23 protein-coding genes are annotated in these 25,073 nt (G+C 61.3%); 5 read left to right on the top strand and 18 right to left on the bottom strand.

Annotated features, from left to right (window positions below):
• Positions 1 to 18: 18 nt before the first annotated feature.
• The 5 genes from ntrX to dusB all read right to left on the bottom strand — a co-directional run bounded on the left by ntrX (position 19) and on the right by dusB (position 7,496).
• Positions 19 to 1,383, bottom strand: a complete 1,365-nt coding sequence (gene ntrX, locus M0654_RS01740) for a nitrogen assimilation response regulator NtrX (RefSeq protein ID WP_248681558.1) — start codon at positions 1,381 to 1,383, stop codon at positions 19 to 21.
• Positions 1,373 to 3,655 carry a sensor histidine kinase NtrY-like gene (locus M0654_RS01735; RefSeq protein ID WP_248681626.1) on the bottom strand — a complete coding sequence of 761 codons (2,283 nt, stop codon included), beginning with the start codon at positions 3,653 to 3,655 and terminating at the stop codon, positions 1,373 to 1,375. The genes ntrX and M0654_RS01735 overlap by 11 nt, the downstream gene beginning before the upstream one ends.
• A gap of 216 nt (positions 3,656 to 3,871) precedes the next feature.
• Positions 3,872 to 5,323 (bottom strand): nitrogen regulation protein NR(I), encoded by a 1,452-nt coding sequence (gene ntrC, locus M0654_RS01730; RefSeq protein WP_248681557.1) that lies wholly within the window; start codon positions 5,321 to 5,323, stop codon positions 3,872 to 3,874.
• Positions 5,320 to 6,480 (bottom strand): two-component system sensor histidine kinase NtrB, encoded by a 1,161-nt coding sequence (locus M0654_RS01725; RefSeq protein ID WP_248681556.1) that lies wholly within the window; start codon positions 6,478 to 6,480, stop codon positions 5,320 to 5,322. Before M0654_RS01725 ends, ntrC begins: the two co-directional genes overlap by 4 nt.
• A complete protein-coding gene (gene dusB / locus M0654_RS01720; RefSeq protein WP_248681555.1) occupies positions 6,477 to 7,496 on the bottom strand; it encodes a tRNA dihydrouridine synthase DusB in 1,020 nt (339 codons plus the stop codon). Before dusB ends, M0654_RS01725 begins: the two co-directional genes overlap by 4 nt.
• Positions 7,497 to 7,664: 168 nt before the next feature.
• Between dusB and M0654_RS01715 the strand changes: the two genes are divergently transcribed.
• Positions 7,665 to 8,888: a bifunctional 2-C-methyl-D-erythritol 4-phosphate cytidylyltransferase/2-C-methyl-D-erythritol 2,4-cyclodiphosphate synthase gene (locus tag M0654_RS01715; protein ID WP_248681554.1), complete on the top strand. Its 1,224-nt coding sequence runs from the start codon at positions 7,665 to 7,667 to the stop codon at positions 8,886 to 8,888.
• Positions 8,885 to 9,382 carry a CinA family protein gene (locus M0654_RS01710; protein WP_248681553.1) on the top strand — a complete coding sequence of 166 codons (498 nt, stop codon included), beginning with the start codon at positions 8,885 to 8,887 and terminating at the stop codon, positions 9,380 to 9,382. The genes M0654_RS01715 and M0654_RS01710 overlap by 4 nt, the downstream gene beginning before the upstream one ends.
• On the opposite strand, the gene M0654_RS01705 is transcribed toward M0654_RS01710, so the two are convergent.
• The gene (locus M0654_RS01705; protein WP_248681552.1) at positions 9,379 to 9,834 is read right to left on the bottom strand and encodes a type II toxin-antitoxin system RatA family toxin; all 456 of its coding nucleotides are present in this window, start codon (positions 9,832 to 9,834) and stop codon (positions 9,379 to 9,381) included. The genes M0654_RS01710 and M0654_RS01705 overlap by 4 nt on opposite strands.
• A gap of 125 nt (positions 9,835 to 9,959) precedes the next feature.
• Here M0654_RS01705 and M0654_RS01700 point away from each other — a divergent pair, with 125 nt between their 5' ends.
• The gene (locus M0654_RS01700) at positions 9,960 to 10,127 is read left to right on the top strand and encodes a hypothetical protein (protein ID WP_248681551.1); all 168 of its coding nucleotides are present in this window, start codon (positions 9,960 to 9,962) and stop codon (positions 10,125 to 10,127) included.
• Between the two features lie 30 nt (positions 10,128 to 10,157).
• A complete protein-coding gene (locus M0654_RS01695) occupies positions 10,158 to 10,343 on the top strand; it encodes a hypothetical protein (RefSeq protein WP_248681550.1) in 186 nt (61 codons plus the stop codon).
• Between the two features lie 18 nt (positions 10,344 to 10,361).
• Here M0654_RS01695 and lipA read toward each other — a convergent pair whose 3' ends face one another.
• From lipA to M0654_RS01640, 11 genes are all read right to left on the bottom strand, one after another.
• Complete coding sequence (gene lipA / locus M0654_RS01690; RefSeq protein WP_248681549.1) at positions 10,362 to 11,336, bottom strand: lipoyl synthase; 975 nt, start codon at positions 11,334 to 11,336, stop codon at positions 10,362 to 10,364.
• Between the two features lie 39 nt (positions 11,337 to 11,375).
• Positions 11,376 to 11,621, bottom strand: coding sequence for a GlsB/YeaQ/YmgE family stress response membrane protein (locus M0654_RS01685; RefSeq protein ID WP_118849906.1), 246 nt, complete (start codon positions 11,619 to 11,621; stop codon positions 11,376 to 11,378).
• A 67-nt stretch (positions 11,622 to 11,688) separates the two neighbouring features.
• On the bottom strand, positions 11,689 to 13,134 hold the full coding sequence (gene lpdA / locus M0654_RS01680) for a dihydrolipoyl dehydrogenase (RefSeq protein ID WP_248681548.1): 1,446 nt from the start codon (positions 13,132 to 13,134) through the stop codon (positions 11,689 to 11,691).
• Positions 13,135 to 13,189: 55 nt separating this feature from the next.
• The gene (locus tag M0654_RS01675) at positions 13,190 to 13,828 is read right to left on the bottom strand and encodes an SGNH/GDSL hydrolase family protein (RefSeq protein ID WP_248681547.1); all 639 of its coding nucleotides are present in this window, start codon (positions 13,826 to 13,828) and stop codon (positions 13,190 to 13,192) included.
• 17 nt (positions 13,829 to 13,845) lie between these two features.
• Positions 13,846 to 15,225 carry a pyruvate dehydrogenase complex dihydrolipoamide acetyltransferase gene (locus tag M0654_RS01670; protein WP_248681546.1) on the bottom strand — a complete coding sequence of 460 codons (1,380 nt, stop codon included), beginning with the start codon at positions 15,223 to 15,225 and terminating at the stop codon, positions 13,846 to 13,848.
• 15 nt (positions 15,226 to 15,240) lie between these two features.
• Positions 15,241 to 16,671 (bottom strand): pyruvate dehydrogenase complex E1 component subunit beta, encoded by a 1,431-nt coding sequence (locus M0654_RS01665; protein ID WP_248681545.1) that lies wholly within the window; start codon positions 16,669 to 16,671, stop codon positions 15,241 to 15,243.
• A 17-nt stretch (positions 16,672 to 16,688) separates the two neighbouring features.
• Entirely contained in the window at positions 16,689 to 17,747 is a 1,059-nt protein-coding gene (gene pdhA, locus M0654_RS01660; protein WP_248681544.1) for a pyruvate dehydrogenase (acetyl-transferring) E1 component subunit alpha, read from the bottom strand.
• Between the two features lie 193 nt (positions 17,748 to 17,940).
• Positions 17,941 to 18,258 (bottom strand): FtsB family cell division protein, encoded by a 318-nt coding sequence (locus tag M0654_RS01655; protein WP_118849912.1) that lies wholly within the window; start codon positions 18,256 to 18,258, stop codon positions 17,941 to 17,943.
• Between the two features lie 172 nt (positions 18,259 to 18,430).
• Entirely contained in the window at positions 18,431 to 19,705 is a 1,275-nt protein-coding gene (gene eno / locus M0654_RS01650; protein ID WP_248681543.1) for a phosphopyruvate hydratase, read from the bottom strand.
• Positions 19,706 to 19,774: 69 nt separating this feature from the next.
• Complete coding sequence (gene kdsA, locus M0654_RS01645) at positions 19,775 to 20,623, bottom strand: 3-deoxy-8-phosphooctulonate synthase (RefSeq protein WP_282571485.1); 849 nt, start codon at positions 20,621 to 20,623, stop codon at positions 19,775 to 19,777.
• Positions 20,624 to 20,626: 3 nt separating this feature from the next.
• Positions 20,627 to 21,496 carry a VOC family protein gene (locus tag M0654_RS01640; protein WP_248681542.1) on the bottom strand — a complete coding sequence of 290 codons (870 nt, stop codon included), beginning with the start codon at positions 21,494 to 21,496 and terminating at the stop codon, positions 20,627 to 20,629.
• A 194-nt stretch (positions 21,497 to 21,690) separates the two neighbouring features.
• On the opposite strand from M0654_RS01640, the gene lexA reads away from it, so the two are divergent.
• Positions 21,691 to 22,413, top strand: a complete 723-nt coding sequence (gene lexA / locus M0654_RS01635) for a transcriptional repressor LexA (RefSeq protein ID WP_248681541.1) — start codon at positions 21,691 to 21,693, stop codon at positions 22,411 to 22,413.
• Here lexA and M0654_RS01630 read toward each other — a convergent pair.
• Positions 22,394 to 24,901: a ComEC/Rec2 family competence protein gene (locus M0654_RS01630; protein WP_248681540.1), complete on the bottom strand. Its 2,508-nt coding sequence runs from the start codon at positions 24,899 to 24,901 to the stop codon at positions 22,394 to 22,396. The two genes, lexA and M0654_RS01630, sit on opposite strands and share 20 nt — an antisense overlap.
• Between the last annotated feature and the right edge of the window lie 172 nt (positions 24,902 to 25,073).

Raw genomic sequence — 25,073 nt, 5'->3', positions numbered from 1 at the left:
CGACAGAAACTTTCGCGGTCAGACGCCCAGGGATTTCAGCTTGCGATGCAGCGCCGACCGCTCCATGCCGACGAATTCGGCGGTGCGGGAGATGTTGCCGCCAAACCGGTTGATCTGCGCAATGAGATAGTCACGCTCGAACATTTCGCGTGCCTCGCGCAAGGGCAGCGTCATGATGTGATAGTCGCCCTTGGTGGACACCTTTGGCAGCATGTCGCCAAGATCGGTCGGCAGCATATCGGCGGAAATCGGGGTGTCCGGACCATCGGTGCGGGCAAGAATCATCAGCCGCTCGATATTGTTGCGCAGTTGGCGGATGTTGCCAGGCCAATCATGAGCCTGGAGGACCGCCATGGCATCTTCACCAATGCGACGCGGGCGAATACCGGCCTGCTCGGAAATCTGCCGCATGAACATGTCCACCAGAAACGGAATATCCTCGCGCCGTTCTGCAAGTGCAGGAACCTTCACCGGAACCACCGCGAGCCGATGGTAGAGATCTTCTCGGAACGAGCCTTCGGAGATCAGGTTCTCGAGGTTATAGGCCGTCGACGAGATGATGCGGACGTCGACCTTCACCCGCTTTGACCCACCCACGCGCTCGAACTGCTGGTCCACCAGTACCCGCAGGATCTTGTTCTGAGTCTCGCGCGGCATTTCACCCACCTCGTCGAGGTAAAGGATGCCGCGATGCGCTTCTTCCAGCGCGCCAATCTTGCGCGGCTGCCCGGGTGCGCCTTCCGTGCCGAACAAGGCCACTTCCATGCGGTCCGGCGTGATCGTCGCGGCATTGAGCGCCACGAAGGGCCCTCCCGAACGGGCCGAGCGCTTGTGGATCATCCGCGCGACCAGTTCCTTGCCCGACCCTGACGGCCCAAGGATCATGATGCGGCTGTTGGTCGGCGACACCTTGTCGATCGTCTGGCGAAGCTGGGAGACGGCAACCGAGGTGCCGACGAGTTCGGCCGCATCGCCGGTACGTTTCTTGAGTTCGGTCACTTCGCGCTTCAGCTTGGAGTTCTCGAGCGCACGCTCGGCAATCAGAATCAGCCGGTCTGCCTTGAACGGCTTCTCGATGAAATCGAACGCACCACGCTTGATGGCCGAAACGGCGGTCTCGACATTGCCGTGACCGGAAATCATCACCACCGGCAGTTCGGGATGGCGGCTCTTGATCTCATCCAGCAGCGCCAGCCCGTCGAGCTTGGAGCCCTGCATCCAGATATCGAGGAAGACGAGGCGCGGCACGCGATCGGAAATCGACGCCAACGCGCTATCGCTGTCGTGGGCCGTGCGGGTTTCATGCCCTTCGTCAGAAAGAATGCCGGATACAATATCGCGAATATCGGCTTCGTCATCCACGACCAGAATATCAGACGCCATATGCCAGTTCCTTGTTATTATCGTCCGTGCCCGGGACGGCCGCCTTGTTGAGACGCGGCAGCACGACCCTGATCATGGCGCCTTTGCCATGATCGAAATCGGCGGGAGCATCGTGCAATTCCAACTGCCCGCCATGTTCTTCGATGATCTTCTTGACGATCGCCAGTCCGAGACCGGTGCCCTTCTCCCGCATCGTCATATAGGGCTCCAGAATCCGGTGCCGGTTTTCCGTCGGCAGGCCGCTGCCATTGTCGATGATGTCGACAACGTAGGCGTCGCGGTTCGCGTCAAGATAAGAGCGGACCTTGACCTTGCGCCCATCGCGTTCCTGATCGCTCGGCACCGCCTCGATGGCTTCCACCGCGTTCTTCACGAGATTGCCAAAGGCCTGGCCAAGCATGCGCGCGTCGAACATGCCACGCAGCGGCTCATCGCCAAGTTCACGGATGAAGTCGACGTGGGTCGTCCCCATTTCGCGCAGGAAGACGGCGTCGCGGACAACATCCCGCAGGTCAGCCTCTTCCTTGGAAGGCTTCGGCATCCGCGCAAACGAGGAGAACTCGTCGACCATGCGCCCGATGTCGCCCACCTGCCGAACGATCGTGTCGGTGCATTGGTCGAAAACCGCCCGGTCGTCTTCCGCAATATGCTTGCCATAGCGGCGCTTCAAGCGCTCTGCCGACAGCTGGATCGGCGTCAGCGGGTTCTTGATTTCATGCGCAATACGCCGCGCGACATCCGCCCAGGCCGTCGAGCGTTGTGCGATCACCAGGTCGGTGATGTCGTCGAGCGTGATGACGTAGGAATCCTGCGACGAGCGTTGCTCCTCGCGCGTGACCTGCACCGAAAGCGTCCGCTCCTTGCCGCCGCGCATCAGGTTCACCTGCTTGCGGAACTCGCCGCGGGCACGGGCCCGCGCTTCGGTGAGCACCTGCTCGATCTCCGGCGCCACGTCCTGCAACTTCTCGCCGATAAGCTCCTCTGCCGGTACACCCAGGAAGGCTTCGGCGGTCGGATTGACGATGGTGATGCGCCGGTCTTCCTCGACGCCAATGACGGCGGCGGTGACGCCCGACAGCACGGCCTCGATGAAGCGGCGACGGTCATCCACCTCGTCCTTCGCCTCAAGGATTTCATCGCGCTGGCCACGGATCTCGGAAATCATCTTGTTGAAGGTGCGCGACAGGTTGCCGACGTCGCCATCGGCTGCCCTCACCGGTACGACGACGTTAAGATTACCGGTCGCCACGCTGTCAGCGGCGCTGATGAGGAGGCGGATCGGGCGCACGATGCGGTCAGCGACCGCGATGGCCGTCCAAATGGCCGCAAGCAGGACGATTAGTGCAAAACCGAGGTAAAGCACGGCAAAGGCGATCTGCAACGAGGTCCGGCCCGCCTCCATCGCCTGATACTCGGCGGTGTTTTCTTCCATCATCCGCATTGCGGCGATGACCTTCGGGTCGACGGCGCGGATCGTGTAAAGGAAGGCGCCGGGCACCGCATCCATCTTGATGACGGCACCAACGAGGTTGGTCACGCCCGGGGGGATTAGTGTCGGCTGCCCGGCAGCGGCAGATTGCAGCGCATCCTGCGGGATGGCGGGAAGCGGCTTCTCCGTCTTGATATCAGCCTGTACGATCGCCTGGCCGTCCTCGCGCACCAGGAAGGCGCCGAGCATACCGCGACCGCGCGCCTGGCGCGTCATCAATTCGATGAAGCCGGTCCGATCGAGATAGAACATCGCCCGGTTACGTTCGAGGTCGTTCGACATCGAAACCGTCTGGCCCTGCAAATAGCTGGCATTCTCCAGCATATAGGCCCGCGCCACGTCCTGCGACGACTGGACGATCGATTGCGTGCGCAGCGAAAACCAGCGATCAAGCCCGACATTCAAGGTCAGGCTGGCGAAGATCGCGACCAGAACCGCCGGCGTGATCGCCACGATCGAGAACAGCACGACGATGCGCACATGCAGCCGGGCCGCCGCACGGCCACGGTTGCGGGCTCGCACCAGCCGCGCCACCTCACGACCGATAAGGTACACCAACCCGAGAATGAACAGGGAATTCACAGCTGCGGACGCAATGACCACGTTGGTCGTCGGCGCGATCGGCGTCAGGCCAAGCAGAACAAAAAGCGTAAGCGAGGCACAGATGAGCGCGCCGCCAGCCAGCAGCAGACCCGGAAGCGCAAACGACGCCCGACCGTCCTGCCCGCCTGCCTCGCCGCCCGACACGTCATCTTCGGTCGCCGGCGCTGTCACACCATGCATCATCGAAATCACTCCGATCCCCAAGCCCTCGCGGGAGATCGTTTTCAGCCCGCCCGGCGGGAAAACGACAGCCACCTCAGCGATCTGTCAGTGCACTTGAAGCACTGTCGCGAACCGCCACTCCACCACCGGCATTGCGTTGCGTTTAAGCAACGCAATGTGGCGAAAATGCAACGATCGGCGAGTCCTGTCAAGAAGGCTGGAACATTCCTCAGATCACGCTGTGCGTGAACTGCGGTACACGGAGACGCCCAGTTCGCGGATCTTCTTGCGCAGAGTATTGCGGTTGAGACCCAGGAGATCAGCCGCCTTGATCTGGTTGCCGCGCGTCGCCGTAAGTGCGGCGAGGATCAGCGGATACTCCATCTCGGTGAGCACCCGGTCGTAGAGACCTGGCGGCGGCAGGCCGTCGCCGAAGCTCGCAAAATAGCTGCGCATGTTTTCTTCGACTGCCTGGGCAATGGTCAGCGATCCACTGCGGGCGCTGACCTTGTCGATCGGGCTGTCCGGCACATCCGAGCGCAGCTCCGCCTCGATGATTTCGCGGGTGATGACATCCTGCGGATAAAGCGCGGTCAGACGGCGGATCAGGTTTTCCAGCTCGCGCACGTTGCCCGGCCAGGCATAGGCCTTCATCAGGTCCAGCGCTTCGTTGTCGAACCGCTTGTGGTCAAGCCCTTCCTTTTCCGCCATCTGCATGAAGTGACGGACGAGATCCGGGATGTCTTCGGCCCGGTCGCGCAGCGGCGGCAGGCGCAGCGGCACAACGTTCAGGCGGTAATAGAGGTCTTCGCGGAAGAGGCCCTGGTTGATGAGGTGCTTCAGGTCCTTGTTGGTGGCGGCAACGATGCGGACGTCGGTGCGGATCGGGGTGCGGCCACCAACTGTGGTGTATTCGCCCTGCTGCAGGACGCGCAGCAGGCGCGTCTGGGCGTCCATCGGCATGTCACCAATCTCGTCAAGGAACAGGGTACCGCCCTCGGCCTGCTCGAAGCGACCGGTTGAGCGGCTTTGCGCGCCGGTGAAGGCGCCCTTCTCGTGGCCGAAGAGTTCGGATTCGATCAGGTCGCGCGGGATGGCGGCCATGTTGATCGCCACGAAGGGGCCGTTGCGGCGCTTGCCGTAGTCGTGCAGCGCGCGAGCGACAAGTTCCTTGCCGGTGCCCGACTCGCCGGTAATCATCAGCGTCAGGTCCGTCTGCATCAGGCGCGCCAGGACGCGGTAGATTTCCTGCATGGCAGCAGAACGGCCGACAAGCGGCATGCCGTCCTGCGTGTCGTCATCCAGCCGTGCTGGCTTGCGCTTCGGCTCAGCCAGGGCGCGTCCGATGATGGCGATGAGTTCAGTCAGGTCGAACGGCTTCGGCAGGTAGTCGTAGGCACCCTTCTCGGATGCCTTGATGGCGGTCATGAAGGTATTCTGCGCGCTCATGACGAGCACCGGAAGCTCCGGCCGGGCCTTCTTGATCCGCGGCAGCAGATCGAAGGCGTTCTCGTCCGGCATCACGACGTCGGTCACCACCAGATCGCCCTCGCCCGCCGAAACCCAGCGCCAGAGCGTGGCAGCATTGGACGTGATGCGCACCTCGTATCCGGCACGCGTCAGGGCCTGGTTGAGAACGGTGCGGATCGCCGCGTCGTCATCGGCGACAAGGATCGTGGCAGTCATTTCGAGCTTCCTGTGGAATGCGAGGCGCGATCGTCAGCCGCCTCTTCCTTGTGCATGGGCATCAACACCCGGAATGTCGTGCGGCGGGCCTGGCTGTCGCATTCAACGATGCCACCGTGGGCGCCGATGATCTTGGCAACCAGCGCAAGCCCCAACCCGGACCCGTTCGTCTTTGTGGTGATGAAGGGATCAAAGAGATGCGGCAGCAGATCCGCCGGCACGCCCGGACCGTTGTCGATGACGCAGAATTCGAGCGGCAGCGAAATCTTTTCGCGCGTACCGGAGACCGAGAGCTTGATCCCCGGACGATAGGCCGTCGTCAGCATGATCTCCGCATCCGGCTGGTCGCCCACTGCTTCTGCTGCGTTTTTCACCAGATTCAGGAAGACCTGCACCAACTGGTCGCGATTGGCAAAAACCGGCGGCAGTGACGGGTCGTACATCTCCGAGATCTTGATGTTGCGACCGAAGCCCGCTTTTGCCACCGCCTTTACATGGTCGAGCACCGAATGGATGTTGAGCGGCGTGCGCTGTACGGGGCGCTCGTCGGAGAACACTTCCATACGGTCGACCAGCGAGACGATACGGTCCGTCTCATCGCAAATGAGACGGGTCAGGGCGCGGTCCTCGTCCGGCACCGACGTTTCAAGAAGTTGGGCGGCGCCACGGATGCCGGAAAGTGGGTTCTTGATCTCATGCGCCAGCATGGAGGCAAGACCGGTGACGGAACGGGCTGCCGCACGATGCGTCAACTGCCGGTCGATCTTGTCTGCCATGGAGCGTTCCTGGAAGACCACGACAACCGAGCCAGATTCGCTCACCACCGGCGCGACATAAAGGTCGACGAGCTTGTCCTGGCCAAGACGGGGAGACGACAGATCGACCCGGTATTCATTGACCGGCGCCTTGCGCTCACGCACCTGGTCGATCAGTGCGAGAAGCGGGCTGCCGAACGGGATGAAGGTGGAGATCTCGTTCTTGGCGAGATAGGTGGCGCTCGCACCGAAGAAGGATTCCGCTTCCCAATTGGCGAAGGCAACCTTTCCGGCCGAATCGACCAGGATCACCGGATTCTGGACAGAGTTCAAAACGGCCATGGCGAGCGTATTGCCGACCGCGGCACCCAAAGCTCCGTTGGCTCCTTCGGCCTTGCTCATGCGGCCTTCCTTTGCTTCTCGCCATCCTCACCGGCGAAGGCCGACCTCATTCGAGACATGACGTCCTGCGGGTCCTTCGAGATCATGATCGCTGCCTTTTCCTCCACGGCAAGTGACGGCGCATAGCGGTCGAGATACCAGCCGAGATGCTTGCGGGCATGCCGCAGCCCCGGCTCGCGGCCGTAAAGCTCCAGCATCGCCTCGTAGTGCTCGCAAACGAGGTCCGGGATCTCGTTGGTAGCCGGACCCGGCTCGCCTGCAAGTTGGCCGACATGCCAAGGCCGGCCCTGTGCGCCGCGGCCAAGCATCACGGCGTCGGCGCCGGAGCGACGGACGATCTCTGCCGCATCCTCAGGCGTCTCGACGTCCCCGTTGGCAATCAGGGGAAGTGATATGACCTCACGCACATCACGAATGGCGTCCCAATCCGCCCTGCCTTCATAGAACTGCATCCGGGTGCGGCCATGGATGGTAATCAGCTGAACGCCGGCGTCTTCAGCACGCTTGGCGATCTCCGGCGCGTTGATCGAGTTCTGGTCCCAGCCGAGCCGCATCTTCAGCGTCACCGGCACAGAAACGGCCTTGACCGTTGCCTCGATCAGCGTAAGCGCGTGGTCGGGGTCGCGCATCAGTGCGGAGCCCGAATAACCGCCGGTTACCTTCTTGGCAGGACAGCCCATGTTGATGTCGATGACGTCGGCGCCATTGTCCGCCGAGATCTTGGCAGCTTCGCCCATCCAGTGGGCTTCACGCCCAGCAAGCTGCACCATGTGAGGGTTGATGCCGGTGCTCCTCAACCGCGCCCAAGTTTCACCACGGTTCATCACCAGTTCCCGGCTGGCGACCATCTCCGTCACGACCAGGCCTGCACCGAACCGCCAGGCGATCTGCCTGAACGGCAGGTCGGTGACCCCCGACATGGGCGCCAGGACAACACGGTTCCTGATGTCGACAGACCCGATCCGGAAAGGCGTGGAGAGATCCTGAAGCGGCAAATGATGATCTTTCGGGCACATGATGCTACTGCACTATTTTTATTCACCTCAACTGCATTTGCCAAGAGCAAATCAGGAGATGCGCAATATTTAGCTTGCTGGCTGGATTACCCGCCTTTCATTCTATAGTTCTGCGCCTGTCAATCCTCCAGTATCGAGAAACAGGTGCGGCGCATGGGCGACAACGCCATGACAAACAAAGCCATGACGAATGACCACATGCTCATCGGGATCGTCATTGTTGCGGCCGGGCGCGGAGAACGTGCCGGATCCGCTGAGGAAGGGCCGAAACAGTACCGCCCGATCGGAGGCAGGCCGGTGCTGTCGCACACCCTGAAGCAGTTCGTGACCTGGCCCCGCAGCGGGCCGATCGTCGTCGTGATCCACCCGGAGGATCGATCACTTTATGATGATGCAACGTCCGGGCTCCACGACCCGCAGCGGATCATCGTCACCTTCGGCGGCGCGACGCGCCAGCAGTCGGTCTTGGCAGGGCTGCAGGCACTATCGGGAACGAGCGCAACGCACGTGATGATCCATGACGCCGCGCGGCCCTTCATCGATCATTGGGTTCTCGATCGGGTCGCGACGATGCTGGACAGCGGCGCCCCCGCGGTGCTTCCTGTCATTCCCGTTACCGACACCCTGAAGCGCGGCGGAAATGATGGCCTTGTACAGGAGACGGTTTCGCGAACTGGGCTGTATGCGGCGCAGACGCCGCAGAGCTTCCGGCTTTCCGATATCCTTGATGCTCACGCGAAAGCCGCCGCAAGCGGCCGCCATGATTTCACCGATGATGCATCGATCGCCGAATGGGCCGGCCTTCCTGTTACTCTGGCGGAAGGGTCCGTCGACAACATCAAACTGACAGTAAAGCGCGACATGGCCATGGCCGATGAAAAACTCTCTCGATTTGTCGTTCCGGATGTGCGCACCGGCAACGGCTACGATGTGCACCAGTTGGAGCCGGGCGACGGCGTCACGCTCTGCGGCGTCTTCATCCCACACCACCTGAAGCTCAGCGGCCACTCGGATGCCGATGTGGCGCTCCACGCGCTGACTGACGCCCTGCTCGCGACCTGCGGCGCCGGCGACATCGGCGACCACTTCCCGCCAACGGACATGCAGTGGCGGGGCGCGGCCTCGACCATCTTCCTTGAGCATGCGGCAAAGCTGGTTCGCGACCGTGGCGGCGTCATCACCAACGCCGATGTCTCGCTCATCGCCGAAGCACCCAAGATCGCGCCGCACCGTGACCAGATGCGCAAGAATCTCGCCGATACGCTGGGCATCACGATCGACTGCTGTTCGGTAAAAGCGACCACCAACGAAAAGATGGGCTTTGTGGGTCGCAATGAGGGCATCGCCGCCATTGCCACCGCAACCGTCGTTTACCGGAGGAGTGTCGAATGAGCCTCTTTCCTCCGGAGATCATCGGCAAGGCCGAACAGATCATCGCCGGCTTCTCCAGCCGCGGCATGATGGTTGCCACCGCTGAATCCTGCACCGGCGGGCTGATCGCCGGCGTATTGACTGAGGTTCCGGGCTCCTCTGCCGTCGTTGATCGCGGTTTCGTCACCTATACCAATGAAGCCAAGGCCGACATGCTCGGCGTCAGCCCCGCCACGCTTGAGGCTTATGGCGCGGTGTCAAAGGAGACGGCGTTGCAGATGGTCCACGGCGCGCTCCTCCGCTCGCGCGCGACGGTCGCCGTCGCTGTGACGGGTGTCGCCGGGCCTGGTGGCGGTTCGGCAGAAAAGCCGGTCGGCCTCGTGCACCTTGCTGCCAAAAACCACTCAGGAACCATCCTGCATCGCGAGATGCGCTACGGCGATATTGGCCGCGACAAAGTGCGTCTCGCGACCGTTGAGACGGCACTGGATATGCTGGTGGAGGCTGCGGTCTAAGCGTAGATCTTGTCGGCTCTCGCCTCGAACGCTTCGGCAAACATCCGGAAAGCGCGATCGAACATCGATCCCATGAGCGCACCGAGAATCATGCTCTTGAACTCGTAGTCGATATAGAAGTGCACGACGCATGCGTCTGGCGACCCATCCGCCGCCGGTTCAAATCGCCACCGGTTGTCGAGATACTTGAACGGCCCCTCGATATATTTGACGTCGATCGCCTGTTCCGCCGGATTGAGCAGCACCTGGGTCGTGAACGTCTCGCGGATCGCCTTGTAACCGACCGTCATGTCCGCCAGCAAAAGCGTCTTGCCGTCCCGCTCCTTGCGCGAGCGGACCGAAAGCGCATCGCACAGCGGCAGGAATTGCGGGTAGCGTTCAATATCGGCAACCAGTGCATACATTTTCTCTGCACTGTGCTTCACGGGACGGCGGATCTCAAACTTTGGCATGCCCGTGAGTTAAGCCCGCTTCCGCACAATATCAAGCTGTTGAGCGGAGCCGCGACAGAATATCCACGCGACCGCTCCGACCTCTGCCTACGAAAATCAAGGCATGGAACGCCGGACGATCGGACATGGATTTCCTTCGCAACCAGACAATATTATACGGGTTGTCGAAGACCATGCTGCGGCGCCTTCGTGCACCGCAGGTAGTAGAATACGTCATGGTGTTCCGGGACTGTAACGATGAGGATGGGTGCGGTGCGCCGGGCTTGCTGAACGACGGGTTCGGCATCGAGTGACCGCCTCCCTCCTAGCGGAAAGACGTGCAGATGGATGATTTCGCCCAGATGATCAAGTTGCTGGAATCCGCCAAGCAGCTTGCTGACATGAACCAGCTACCCATGCTCGCATACCTGATCGAAATGGCAAAGGGAGAGGCTCGCGGCCACCGTTATACGCTGCGTGAGCGCCGGCGCGGGCAGGCAAAACGCCCGAAGGACGAGGCTGCGGAATAAAGAGAGAAGGATCGCCGCTTATTCAGCGGCGACCATCAGCTTCTGCTCGCGCGCTGCGCGAAGGCGCGCGAAATCGTCACCCGCATGATGCGACGAGCGGGTGAGCGGGCTCGAGGACACCATCAGAAAGCCCTTTGAGTAAGCCACGGTCTCGTAGGACTTGAACTCCTCGGGCGTCACGAACTTCTCGACCTTGTGGTGCTTGCGGGTCGGCTGCAGGTACTGGCCAATCGTCAGGAAGTCGACGTCCGCCGTGCGCAGGTCGTCCATCAGTTGCAGCACTTCGTTCCGCTCTTCGCCAAGGCCGACCATGATGCCGGACTTGGTGAACATGGTGGGGTCGAGTTCCTTCACCCGCTGCAGCAGGCGGATGGAGTGGAAATAACGGGCGCCCGGGCGAACGGTCAGGTAGTTGCCCGCCACGGTTTCCATGTTGTGGTTGAAGACGTCCGGCTTGGCGGCCACGACGCGTTCCAGTGCGCCCGGTTTCTTCAGGAAGTCAGGAGTGAGGATCTCGATCGTCGTGTCCGGCGACGCCGCGCGGATCGCCCAGATCACCTTTTCGAAGTGCTCGGCGCCCCCGTCTTCCAGGTCGTCGCGGTCGACGGAGGTGATGACGACGTGCTCGAGGCCCATCTGCTTGACGGCCTTGGCGACATTTTCCGGCTCATCGAGATCGAGCGCATTCGGGCGACCGGTTGCGACATTGCAGAATGCGCAGGCGCGGGTGCAAATCTCGCCCATGATCATGAAGGTGGCGTGCTTCTTGTCCCAGCACTCGCCGATATTCGGGCAGCCGGCCTCTTCACAGACCGTGACGAGCTTGTGCTCCTTCACGATCGACCGAGTTTCCATGTAGCCCTTGGAGACGGGTGCCTTGACGCGAATCCACTCCGGCTTGTGCATCACTTCCGTGTCGGGACGGTGTGCCTTCTCCGGATGGCGGACACGCTTCTCATCACTCAGAGCAGTCCTGTCGAGAATAGTGACCATCGAAAACCTGCTTTCGACCGCATGCCTGCGGTTCCTTCGTCAACGCCTGACGAGCTTGGCAACAAATAACAAAATGCAGGAGCCGACGAAACCCTGCACGAGGTAACCCAGCCATCCGCTGGCGACATGGATGTCGGCGCTTTCGAAGATGGCATTGGCAATAACGGCACCCACGATGCCGATCACGATGTTCATGAAGATGCCGAAGCGGATGTCCATCAGCTTGCCGGCGAGCCATCCCGCCAAACCGCCGATGATGATTGCCGCAAACCAGCCCACTTCCATGCGTGTCGTCCTTCCGCTTGTCCGAGAGATATGGGCAGTCGCCTGCCCATCTGCAAACTGTCGAGGATCAGGCGTTCAGGACCTTGCCATAGGCATCGAGAACGCTCTCCTTCATCGACTCCGAAATCGTCGGATGCGGGAAGATCGTGTGCATCAGGTCTTCTTCCGTCGTCTCGAGGTTCATGGCGACGACGAAGCCCTGGATGAGTTCGGTGACTTCAGCACCGACCATATGCGCACCGAGGAGTTCGCCGGTCTTCTTGTCGAAGATCGTCTTGACCATCCCTTGGTCCTCGCCAAGCGCCACGGCCTTGCCGTTGGCGGCAAAGGAGAAGCGGCCGACACGGATGTCGCGACCCTGATCCTTCGCCTTAGCCTCCGTGAGACCGACCGAAGCGACCTGCGGGTTGCAATAAGTGCAGCCCGGGATCTTCAGCTTGTCCATCGGATGGACGTTCGGGACGCCGGCAATTTTTTCGACGCATATGACCGCCTCGTGCTCGGCCTTGTGGGCGAGCAGCGGCGGGCCGGCAACGTCTCCGATCGCGTAGATGCCGTCCACGCTCGTCTTGCCATAGCCATCGATGACGATGAAGCCGCGGTCGGTCTTGACGCCGACGGCCTCGAGCCCGATGCCTTCGATATTGGCCTGGACACCGACAGCCGAGATCATCCGGTCGGCGGTGATCTTTTCGGTCGTGCCATCTTTCTTCTCGATGGTGGCAGTTACGGAACTGGCGCCCTTCTCCACCTTGGTCACCTTGGTTTCCAAGTGGATCTTGATGCCCTGGCGGTCAAACTGCTTCTTAGCGAAGGCCGAAATCTCGGCATCTTCCACAGGCATGACCTGCCTCATGATTTCCACCACGGTCACATCGACGCCCATGGTGCGATAGAAGCTGGCAAACTCGATGCCGATCGCGCCGGAGCCCATGACGAGCAACGACTTCGGCATTTCGTCCGGCTTCATCGCCTCGAAATAGGTCCAGATCAGCTTGCCATCCGGTTCGATCCCGGGCAGCGCACGTGGACGAGCGCCGGTTGCGACGATGATATGCTTGGCGGTGTAGGTACCCTCGCCGAGCGTGTTCTTCGGCACGGGGCCCTGCGGCTGGACGATCGGCTTGGAGATCTTGCCGACAACGATCTCGCCGGGCTTGGTGATCTTCGCCTCGCCCCAGATGATGTCGATCTTGTTCTTCTTGAACAGGAAGCCGACGCCGTTGTTCATGCGCGCCGCAATACCGCGCGAGCGTGCAACGATCGCCTTGATGTCCGGCTTGATCGAACCTTCGAGCGTCAGGCCGTAGTCCTTGGCGTGGCTGGCCGTGTGCATCACATCGGCGGACCGCAGCAGCGCCTTGGTCGGGATGCAGCCCCAGTTGGAGCAGATGCCAGCCAGGTGCTCGCGCTCGACGACGGCGACCTTCAAGCCGAGCTGGGCTGCACGGATTGCGGCAATGTAGCCGCCCGGACCGGCACCGATAACGATCAAGTCGTAGGATTGAGCCATAGCTTTGCGCCTTTTCTCTGGGAGCCAGCGGTCGTCGCGGCTCGCCTCTCAACTATTAAAGTCCGAGCATCATCCGGACGATCGGCTCGAGGCCGCGTCCGATGGCTCGCGTATTGTCTGCCGTCAGATGCACGCCATCGATCGGCGTGGTCTTTGCGACCGATCCGGCATCAAAGAAACCGCAGCCCATGTCGTCCGCCAGGTCCCGGTAGAGCGAAGCCAGCATCGCTGACTCTTCCACGCCGCCACGGAACATGGCGGAGAACACAGGATCTGCCGTCTCGCAAAGCGGCGGAGGCGAGACGATCAGCACGTCGGGCGCATCATAGTCGAAGGAGTATTCGTGATGCCGTATCAGCCCGACAAGCCGTTGCATGCCGGAACGCGCCGCGTGCGCGGTACCGGCAATGACCGGCTTCATGTCGTTCGACCCCAGCATGATGATGACGAGGTCGAGCGGCATGTGAGTATGAAGAACCGTCGGCAGCGTCCTCACGCCGTTGCGATCGCAATCGGCCAAATGGTCGTCATAGCCGGTGGTGCGACCGTTCAGACCTTCGGCGATTATCGTGACCTCGCTGCCGAGGGCCGCGCCAAGCACGCTTGGCCAGCGATCCTCATAGGCATGGCGACCGGGGCCATCCGGATTGTAGCCCCAGGTCAGCGAGTCGCCGAAGCAGAGAACGGTTTTCACAAGCCGGCCCTCCGGACTTAGACGAGCATCGCCATCGGATTTTCGATGTAGCGCTTGAAGGCAGAAGCCAGTTCCGCGCCGAGCGCACCATCAATGACGCGGTGATCGAAGGCGAAGGTGGCGGTCATGACAGTTCCGACCTCGATCTTGCCGTTGCGGACAACCGGCTTCTCCACGCCCGCACCGATCGATACGATTGAGGCCTGCGGCAGGTTGATGATCGAGGTGAAGTTCGACACGCCGAACATGCCAAGGTTCGACACGGATGTCGTACCGCCCTGATACTCTTCCGGCTTCAGCTTCTTGTCACGCGCACGCTTGGCAAGGTCCTTGACCTCATTGGAGATCGCAGACAGCGTCTTCGTTTCAGCCTTCCGGACGATGGGCGTGATCAGCCCGTCGGGGATGGCAACTGCCACGCCGACATCGGCATGCTTGTGCATGACCCGTGCAGTCGACGTCCAGGAGGCGTTCGCCATCGGAACGTCACGAAGCGCAAGCGCCATCGCCTTGATGATGAAGTCGTTGACCGAAAGCTTGAAGGCCGGAACCTCGCCCTTCTCGGTCTTCTTCACGGGAGCCGAGGCGTTGATCTCGCCACGCAGCTTCAACAGCGCGTCGATTTCGCAATCTATGGAGACGAAGTATGACGGAACCGTCTGGCTCGACTCGGTAAGGCGCGAGGCGATCGTCTTGCGCATGCCGTCATGCGGCAGAAGTTCGTAGGAACCCTGCTCGAAGAGCTTCAGCACGGCATCGTCCGACTGGCCCTTGGCCGGTGCAACAGCAGGTGCCGCGGCGCCTGCTTCGGCTGACGGAGCAGCCGACTTCGTGCCACCGGATGCGACTGCCTTCTCGATATCCGCCTTGACGACGCGACCGTGCGGGCCGGAGCCGGCAACAGACGACAGGTCGATGCCGGCTTCCTTGGCGAGACGGCGTGCAAGCGGCGAGGAGAACACGCGCTTGCCATCGGCAACCGGCGCAGGTGTCGACGGAGCAGGCTTGGCATCCGCGACAGGCGTCGAGGCCTGCGGCGCGGGCTCAGCAGCCTTCGGAGCCGGTGCTGTCTCCGCCTTTGCAGGCTCGGCCTTCGATGCCTCTGCCTGCGCAGGCGCACCACCACCGGAAGAGGCGGCTGCCGCGACATCTTCGCCTTCGGCAGCAAGGATGGCGATCAAGGCATTTACCTTCACCGCTTCCGTACCGGCCGGCACGACGATCTTCGCCACGGTACCCTCATCGACGGCTTCCACTTCCATGGTCGCCTTGTCGGTCTCGATCTCGGCGATGACATCGCCGGACTTGACCTGGTCGCCTTCCTTCACAAGCCACTTGGCGAGGTTGCCCTCTTCCATGGTGGGAGACAGGGCCGGCATGGTGATGTTGATCGGCATCGAACGCCCTCCCCGTTACTTGTAGCAGACGGTCTTCACCGCCTGGACGACTTCACCGACATTCGGCAGCGCGAGCTTTTCGAGGTTCGCCGCGTAAGGCATCGGCACGTCCTTGCCGGCGATCGTCAGGATCGGCGCATCGAGATAATCGAAGGCCTGCTGCATGACGCGCGTCGCAATTTCGGTGCCAACGGACGACTGCGGGAAACCTTCTTCAACCGTAACGAGACGGCCGGTCTTCTTGACCGATTCAATCACCGTCGGCAGGTCCATCGGACGGATGGTGCGAAGGTCGATGAGCTCGACGTCGATGCCTTCCTTCTCCAGTTCAGCCACAGCCTTGACTGCATAGGTCATGCCGATGCCGAAGGAGACGATGGTGGCGTCCTTGCCGGTCTTGTGGATGCGAGCCTTGCCAATCGGCAGCACGAAATCATCCAGCTTCGGCACCTCGAAGGAGTGGCCGTAGAGAATTTCGTTTTCAAGGAAGATGACCGGGTTCGGGTCGCGGATCGCAGCCTTCAGCAGGCCCTTGGCGTCAGCTGCCGTGTAAGGCTGCACGACCTTGAGGCCCGGAATATGGCTGTACCAGGCAGCGTAATCCTGGCTGTGCTGGGCCGCAACGCGAGCGGCTGCACCGTTCGGACCGCGGAACACGATCGGCGCGCCCATCTGGCCGCCGGACATGTAAAGCGTCTTGGCAGCGGAGTTGATGATCTGGTCGATCGCCTGCATGGCGAAGTTGAAGGTCATGAACTCGACGATCGGCTTCAGGCCCGCCATCGCGGCACCAACGCCGACGCCGGCAAAACCGTGTTCGGTGATCGGCGTATCAACGACGCGACGCGCACCAAATTCCTGCAGCAGGCCCTGAGTGATCTTGTAGGCGCCCTGATATTCGGCGACTTCCTCACCCATGATGAAGACGCTCTCGTCGCGGCGCATTTCCTCAGCCATGGCATCGCGAAGCGCTTCGCGAACGGTGATCGTCGCCATCTCCGTCCCTTCCGGAATATCCGGGTCGGAGGCAACATCAATCTTCGGCTGGGCCGGGACCTTGCTGTCAGCCTTGGACGAAGGCTCTTCGTCGGACTGGCGCGCCTTGCCGCCTGCTGCGTCAGAGGTTGCAGCAGGAGTATCGGCATCTGCCTTCGGCGCATCTGCCTGGGCAGGCTTGGCTTCCGAGATCGCGTCGGCGCTTTCGCCTTCGGCGAGCAGGACCGCGATCTTGGTGTTGACCTTGACGTTCTCGGTACCGGCTTCCACCAGCAGCTTGCCGATCACGCCCTCATCCACGGCTTCCACTTCCATGGTCGCCTTGTCGGTCTCGATTTCGGCGATAACATCACCGGAGGTGACCTTGTCGCCCTCTTTCTTGAGCCACTTGCTCAGCGTGCCTTCCTCCATGGTCGGAGAAAGCGCGGGCATCAAAATGTCGATTGGCATGAAGTTCTCTCCCGCGATCAGAGCAGAATGTCGGTGTAGAGTTCGGACGGATCCGGCTCAGGATCGGCCTGCGCGAAGTCGGCGCTATCCGAAACAACGTCACGGATGTCCTTGTCGATCGCCTTCAGTTCGTCCTCGCTTGCCCAGGACTTTTCCAGCAAACGCTGACGCACCTGCTCGATCGGGTCCTGCTCGGAACGCATCTTCTGCACTTCTTCCTTGGACCGGTACTTGGCCGGGTCGGACATCGAGTGGCCGCGGTAACGGTAGGTGAGCATTTCCAAGATGATCGGGCCCGCGCCAGAGCGGCAGTGAGCCAATGCTTCGTCGCCCGCAGCCTTCACGGCGCGAACATCCATGCCGTCGACCTGGATACCGGGAATGCCGAAGCCGGAACCACGCAGCGAGTAGTTCGACTGCGCGGTGGCGCGGGACGTCGAGGTGCCCATTGCATAACGGTTGTTTTCGACGATGTAGACGATCGGCAGCTTCCAGAGAGCCGCCATGTTGAAGCTCTCGTAGACCTGGCCCTGGTTGGCAGCACCATCACCGAAATAGGCAACGGCAACATTGTCATTGCCGCGGTACTTGTTGGCGAAGGCCAAGCCCGTGCCGAGCGATACCTGCGCACCAACGATGCCGTGGCCGCCGTAGAAGTTCTTTTCCTTGGAGAACATGTGCATGGAGCCGCCCTTCCCCTTGGAATAGCCGCCCCGACGCCCTGTCAACTCAGCCATGACGCCGCGGGCGTTCATGCCGGTTGCCAGCATATGGCCGTGGTCGCGATAGGCCGTGATGACCTGGTCACCTTCCTTCTGGGCCATCTGCATGCCGACAACGACAGCTTCCTGGCCGATATAAAGGTGACAGAAGCCGCCGATGAAGCCCATGCCGTAAAGTTGGCCGGCCTTTTCTTCAAACCGACGGATCAGAAGCATCTCGCGGTAGGCGTGGAGATCCTGTTCCTTGGTGAAGTCCGGCGAATTCTGGCCGGTAAATTCCTTGGAGGAGGATTTGGAAGCAGACTTTGCCGCTGCTTTGCGGCCGGATACAGACGCGGTATTGGGTTGCGCCATCGATCCCTCCCTTTGAGTTCTGCGTTATGCGAAATTGGCACACCCGCTAAGGATGCTGGAACTCCAATCCCATTTCGAGGCGTAACATAGGCAAGAAGTGAGGCCCCAGCAATGCCATATTTGCATGGCACACATTCCGGCTAAAGCCCTGTCATAATTACCAAAAACTGAAGTTAACCAGATTCCGATTAATTCAGTAGTAGCTTTTGAAGATGACGATTTCGTCGCTCCGAGAGACGTTCAACTGGTAACGCGCAATCTCGTCCAGCATATCCTTTTCAAGTGTCCCATCGCTCATCAGCCGCACCTGCCGCTCAAGGGCTTCACGCTTGGCCGTGAGCTTTGCAAGCTCGTCCGCACGCGCCGCGCGCTGACGTTCGAACTCCTCCGTCGCAATCAGACCAAGGTCACCATGCACGGAATGATAGCCGAAATATGAAAGGAAGGCGACGGTGATGAGGGGAAGAACAAGGCGGCCAAACTTCCGCTTCTTATGATGTTTGGTCCACATGCCGTTCTTGATGCCCTGCTACGCTTCAACGGATCTGGGGATTCGATCCGGACAGGATCCAGATTCCCATAACTTGCTTAACCATTCGTTGATCGAGGCAAATGGAAAAGCCCGCGCAGGGCGCGGGCTTGGTATTGCATCACATCGTTCTACGGGCTGACCCGAAAAGGCCTCAGCCCTTCAGGATGCTACGGCCGGCGTAAGCGGCCTGCGGGCCCAGCATTTCCTCGATGCGGATGAGCTGGTTGTACTTGGCAAGCCGGTCGGAACGCGACAGCGAGCCGGTCTTGATCTGACCGCAGTTGGTCGCGACCGCGAGATCGGCAATCGTGGAGTCTTCGGTTTCGCCGGAGCGGTGCGACATGACGGCCGTGTAGCGAGCCTTGTGCGCAGCCTCGACCGCGTCGAGTGTTTCCGACAGCGAACCGATCTGGTTCACCTTGACGAGGATCGAGTTGGCGACGCCCATCTTGATACCGTCGCGCAGGCGAGCCGAGTTGGTGACGAAGAGGTCGTCGCCGACGAGTTGGACCTTCGAGCCGATCTTGTCGGTCAGGTACTTCCAGCCGTCCCAGTCGTCTTCGGCCATGCCGTCTTCGATCGAGATGATCGGGTACTTGCCGGCGAGTTCCGCCAGGTAGTCTGCCATGGCTTCCGGCTCCAGGCTGCGGCCCTCGCCTTCCATCTCGTACTTGCCGTTCTTGAAGAACTCCGTGGAGGCGCAATCGAGCGCCAGGAACACGTCGTCTCCCGGCTTGTAGCCAGCCTTCTCGACCGAGCGCATGATGAAGTCGAGCGCCTCTGGCGCGCTCTTCAGGCCCGGTGCAAAACCACCTTCGTCGCCGACGTTGGTGTTGTGACCCTGGGCAGCAAGCTCCTTCTTCAACACGTGGAAGATTTCCGCGCCCATGCGCACGGCATCCTTCAGCGTGTCGGCGCCGACCGGCATGATCATGAATTCCTGGAAGTCGATCGGGTTGTCGGCATGCGCGCCGCCATTGATGATGTTCATCATCGGCACCGGCAGGAGATGCGCGCTGGCACCACCAATATAACGATAGAGCGGAAGGCCGGACGATTCAGCCGCAGCCTTGGCAACAGCGAGCGAGACGCCGAGGATGGCATTGGCGCCGAGACGAGACTTGTTCGGTGTGCCATCGAGCGCGATCATCGTCTTGTCGATGTGGATCTGGCTTTCGGCATCGAAACCGCCGATCGCATCGAAGATCTCGGTATTGACCGCTTCGACAGCCTTCTCGACACCCTTGCCGTTGTAGCGCTTGCCACCGTCGCGCAGTTCCACCGCCTCATGTGCGCCGGTCGAGGCGCCAGACGGAACGGCTGCACGGCCCATCGAGCCGTCTTCAAGATAAACGTCCACTTCCACGGTGGGATTGCCGCGGCTGTCGAGGATTTCGCGGGCAATGATATCGGTGATGGCGGTCAAGGGTCTCTCCCTGGTTGGACTTTTGAATGTCGTAGAAGCTTGTCTCGCGCCGGTGACACGAGACCGTGCTCAATTGGCCTTGGCGATCGCGTCGAAGGCGAGCAGTTTTTCGAGAAGGCGGCGCATATCCTTCAGGCGCACCATGTTCGGGCCGTCAGATGGCGCATTGTCCGGATCTTCATGGGTTTCAATGAATACGCCGGCGACGCCCACGGCAACGGCTGCCCGCGCCAGCGTTTCGACAAACTCGCGCTGGCCGCCGGATGAGCCACCCTGGCCGCCTGGCTGCTGCACCGAATGGGTCGCATCGAACACCACCGGCGCACCAAGCGAGGCCATGATCGGCAGCGAGCGCATGTCGGACACAAGCGTATTGTAACCGAAGGAGGCACCGCGTTCGCAGAGCAGCACATTCGGATTGCCGCTTTGCGTGAATTTGGCGAGCACGTTCTTCATGTCCCAAGGCGCGAGGAACTGCCCCTTCTTGACGTTGATGACGCGGCCCGTCTTTGCCGCCGCGACCAAAAGGTCCGTCTGGCGGCTGAGAAACGCGGGAATCTGCAGGATGTCGACAGTCTTCGCGACGAGGCCGCACTGCTCTTCGGTGTGGATGTCCGTCAGAACCGGAAATCCGAACTCCTTCTTGAGATCTTCGAAGATCTCCATGGCAGGCTCAAGCCCGATGCCGCGCTTGCCGGAGATGGAGGTGCGGTTCGCCTTGTCGAAGGACGACTTGTAGACCAGCCCGATGCCAAGTTCGGCGCAGAGCTCCTTGAGCGTGCCGGCAATGTCGAAGGCGTGCTCGCGTGTTTCCATCTGGCAGGGGCCGGCGATCAGCGAAAGCCTTGCATCCTGAGCGAAGACAACCTGGCCCGCGCCTTCACCAACGAGCACACGAGAATTGGCCGCAACTTCCATGATCTATTCCTCAAACCCGAACAGAACGCCCTGACCGGGCGCTGCCGAAACAAGCACCCGGCCCTCTCGGCGGATGAATGCGACGTCATTAGCAGCAAGGGTAATCTCTGTCACGGCAAGATCGGTAGTCTTGAAGATCACGGCGCAGCCCTGCAGCCCTTCCCCGCCAGCTTGAGGTGGAAGAAGGAAATGCAGCCCCAGGTCATCGTCGGACATCACCCGTGTACGGACGCCGTTCGCTGCCACGAAACCGGCGCCCAACTCATCCTGCTCATGCTCGAACACCTGCGCCAATAGCGGCACGGCCGCATCGGGCTGTGATGCACCCAGGATGATCTCGCTGATGCCGATCACCGCGTTCGCATGGCTCAGCAGTTCCTCCCGCCCCGAAGGCAGTGGATTCAATCTCTGACAGGAGAACAGAAAGAAATTGGGTGACTGCGAGTCGGCCGCAAAGGCGAGACGAAAGCGTGCCTCCGATTCCGTGCCATCCGGAAGCTTCATCGGCCGGGCGAACTCCAGCATCTCGCCGCCGGATATGCCCTGCGCCGTGAAAGCGGTATGATCCGCCTGCGCATCATCGGTGGCGAGCACGATGGCTGAAAGCCCCTCCCGATGCCTCGTGCGACAGAAGGCAAGATTGCGCTCGGTGAACACATTGCCACGCTTCGCAGCCGCTGCGGCCTGACGACGATTGGCGAATGCGAGCGGCTCCAGATAACTCCCATCCCGCAGGAAAACACAGGCGTTGGCGGTGCCAAATGGGTGCAGCGCATCGGGTGCAACCGTGAACCCAAGGTCACCAAGGCGCGCCCGCGTCACTGCCAGATCCTTCACCGGTAGGACCAGATGATCGATTGCTCTTGCGTTCACGTCATACCCCCGAGCCAGAACCGGCCTTTTAAATTGGCAACCGCGACGCCAGCAGCAAGTGCTCTCACGGCCAGATCACCGGCTCCTGATCAACAAAAATGCATATGACTTCACGGATATTTAGCCACTTGCGGAACACATACTGAACAGATAGTGTCTGTTCTGGATTTGTTTCCGACTCTTGGGGTGCTGACATGCTGACGCGCAAACAACAGGAATTGCTGCTTTTCATTCACGAACGAATGAAGGAGTCAGGCGTACCGCCATCTTTCGACGAGATGAAGGACGCACTTGATCTCGCATCGAAGTCTGGCATCCACCGGTTGATCACAGCGCTTGAGGAACGCGGCTTCATTCGCCGGCTTCCAAACCGCGCCCGGGCCCTGGAAGTCATCAAGCTCCCTGAGGCCTACTCCCCCAGCATGCAGCCCCGCCGCGGTTTCTCGCCGAGTGTGATCGAAGGCAGCCTTGGTAAACCGTCAGCGTCTACCGCGTCCGCCAAACCTGCACCCGCCGCGGCCGACAATTCCAATTCGGCGACTGTCCCCGTCATGGGACGCATCGCGGCCGGCGTGCCGATTTCGGCGATCCAGAACAACACCCACGATATTACCGTACCAGCCGAGATGCTCGGTGCGGGCGAGCATTACGCGCTTGAGGTCAAGGGCGACTCGATGATCGAGGCCGGCATTCTCGATGGCGATACGGTGGTGATCCGCAACGGCAGCACCGCCAATCCGGGCGACATTATCGTGGCGCTTGTTGATGATGAAGAAGCAACGTTGAAGCGCTTCCGTCGTCGCGGCGGCTCGATCGCGCTGGAGGCTGCCAACCCGGCTTACGAAACCCGCATCTTCCCGCCGGACCGGGTCAAGATTCAGGGCAAGCTCGTCGGCCTTATTCGCCGCTACCACTGAGAAGAGCCCGAAGCGGCGCCGGCAGCTCCGCGCTGAAACTTTTGCTCCGCCAGTCGTAATGGCGGTGCCGGTTCCAAGAGCGACTGAGCCCGACCATGGCAGCACTTGCTGTCCAAAGATCGCGTTGCTTCGCGCGGTTGAAGTTGATCTCAAGCGCCCCTGCCTTTCGAAGCGTTTGCCCGCTGATCATCAGCGCGCCGGAGCGACACTCGTGGAAGCGGGCGCTTGGAGCTATGACGATGTCGGAGGCATCACACGCCGCGCCTGCGAAACGTCCATCCTCGACCACCGCGACCGTCACGCTCCCATCGGTTTTGGCCGCACACCACGCCTTGGAGACACAGCTGAACCCGCCTTCCGGTGCTGATCGCATCGCAGAGCGGGCCGCCTCCACTTCCTGTTCCGTCAGCGCCCGCCGCTCACGAGACGGTTCAGTAGGCCTATTATTGTCGCCGCCCGGAGACAGGCTGGTCTTCACATCCGGCTTCAAAGGCTGCGACAGCGTCAGCGCTCTCGTCCACTGGCCAAAGATAAAGTCGGGTGGACGGGCACGATTGGTCGCTACTTGCTGGCCACGGGTTAGCGCCACCAGCGTCCCATCCTCGGAGATCAGAAGATCCGGCAGCCGTTTTGCCCGTTCCTGCCAGGACAAGATGACCGCCAGCATAAGAAGCGGCAGCCCGAGAAGCCGCAGCCGCGTGCGCAGGAGCACGAGCAACAACAATCCGGCGGTAGCGACAGCAAGAAACCACGGATGCTGCCGCCCAAGAGGAACATCGCCGCCCCAGTCGGCAACATGTTTGGCAACGGCGATGACCGCTTCAAGACCATAACCCATCACCGTCAGGAAGGGCCATTCAAGCCCGAACGGCATCAGCAGCATGCCGATCAGGCCTGCCGGCATTACCACGAAGGAAATGATCGGCATCGCCGCGAGGTTGGCAGCAAGGCCGTATGTCGCGAGACGATGAAAGTGTTCAATGGAATAGATCGAGGTGGACAACCCGCCGATGAGAGACGTCACGAAGATGCCGGAGAGGAAGGTCAGTCCCGCAAGCAAAGGCGTCATCAGCGGGTGACGCAGCAGAAAGTGCTCGGCATCCTTGCCCTCGCGGCGCCGCTTCCAGAGCGCGTAACCGGCAACCAGCGCCGCCGTCGCGGCAAACGACATCTGGAAGCTCGGGCCCAGGATCTCGGACGGCGTAAGTGCCATGATGACAAGTGCGGAGATCGCAACATTGCGCATGCTGATGGCGGGCCGGTCCAGGAGCGCGGCGACCAGCATCACCGCCATCATGATGTAGGCTCGTTGCGCCGACACCCCAAAGCCGGAGATCAGGTAGTAGGCGGTCGCCATGGCGAGAGCGCCGACGGCTGCGATCTTCTTGATTGCGTGACGCTGGGCAAATCCTGTGAAGACCGACAGCACGCTGCGCACGCCGATAAAGAAGATACCGGCGGCAAGCGCCATGTTGAGGCCCGAGATCGCCACGATATGCGCCAGCCCCGAAAGACGTAGCGCCTCGACGGTTTCGGCGGATATGGCGCGTCGTTCGTCGGTAACGATGGCGGCGGCGAACGCACCGGCATCTCCGAGTACAGCCGAGCGGATGCGTTCGGCGATCGCGCCACGCAGGCCAAACAGGAAGCGCCTGGTATCGAAATTCCACCCGGCTTCGGCGGGCGCGGCCTGCTCGACCTTCTTCGGCGCACCATAAAAGAAGCCAACGGCGCCAATCCCATCGAAGTAGGACGTAAAGGCGAAGTCATGCAGGCCGGGGAGCGCGGGGCCAGAGGGCGGCGAGAGCCGTGCGCGCCCATTGATGACGTCACCCGGCAGAAATGCCGGATGCTTCGACCTCGCCAGAAGCGAAACCTGCTCAGGCGACCGACCGACCGTCGGCTCCGCCGTCTTCGATACCTTCACGATATATCGCCAGCGCCCGGAGGCATCGACCTCTCGGCGCTCCACGACCCCGGTTACAAAGGTGGTGACGGGCGAGTCTAGGAGCACCGTGCTGCGCCGCCATGCTTCCCACTCGGCAAGCACCATGCCTGCCAGGAACAGCGCCACCGCCGTCAGCGAGAGGGCCATCGCGCCACCGCGGTTGCGCATGGCAATCGCTGCCAACGAGCTCGTGATGAGAAACACCACGAGAGGCCAAAATGGTGGGTCGCGCGCAAGGCTGAACCAGAAGGCCGCGCCGCCGCCCACAGCAACCGGGACGAACAGGAAGCCATGCCCGAAGGCTCTCTCCTCCTCGACAGCCAACGTCATGGCGCGAGGCAACCGTCGCAGCTTGCGACCGGCCGCCTGCTGGAGACGAGCGAGCGGTGCGGCAGGCTTGTCGGTGGGCAAACGCGTCAGCGTCCTGAACAATTGTCCGTGATGACCGACTGCCGGCGGGTCGTGTCTGGGGAGCCCCATGCCCTCCCCGAGCGACAGGTTCAGCTTGCGCGCTTCAAGAGATGCCGTTTCATCCGTCACCGCAACCCCTCAACCGCGGCCACACAAGGCATGTCGCTGCAACCCTAGCGTTTCCCGCCACGCCGTCAACTGGTGTAATCAGCACCTGCTTTCACCGCCTGATTGCCGGATGCACCAGTAGATTGCTCAATGAGTTAACCTGCTCTTTGGCATGCTGATTTCGCGGTGCACA

It is taken from the genome of Neorhizobium turbinariae (assembly GCF_023223505.1).
Taxonomy (GTDB): domain Bacteria; phylum Pseudomonadota; class Alphaproteobacteria; order Rhizobiales; family Rhizobiaceae; genus Neorhizobium; species Neorhizobium turbinariae.
This window is presented reverse-complemented; position numbering and strand designations above follow the sequence as displayed.